A 224-nucleotide genomic window follows, 5' to 3' on the forward strand; every position below is an offset into this window, starting at 1 on the left:
TGCAGGATCAGCGCCGCGTGGCGGGGGGAGACGGTCTCGCTGCCGGTGAGGAACCGCCGCAGACGGTCGAACAACTGCGGCTCGTGATCCACCAGGAGGGCGAACAACGATGCCGTGACGTGCAGCACGGTGATGTCGTGCTCGGCGACCCAGGTGGCGATGTCGGTGGGGGTGTAGGAGATCGGTGGTGCCATGACCAGCCGTGCGCCTGCGATCAGGGGTGC

At 67.9% G+C, this 224-nt stretch carries 1 protein-coding gene; it reads right to left on the reverse strand.

All coding sequences use genetic code 11. From position 1 onward, the window contains the following. Positions 1-194: hypothetical protein (locus ACLQ2R_RS39740; protein WP_425966575.1), on the reverse strand; the 194-nt coding region annotated here is incomplete at its 3' end. Positions 195-224: the final 30 nt, after the last annotated feature.

Origin of the sequence: Streptosporangium sp. DT93, assembly GCF_049844535.1 — a bacterium.
In the GTDB taxonomy this organism is placed as follows: Bacteria; Actinomycetota; Actinomycetes; order Streptosporangiales; family Streptosporangiaceae; genus Streptosporangium.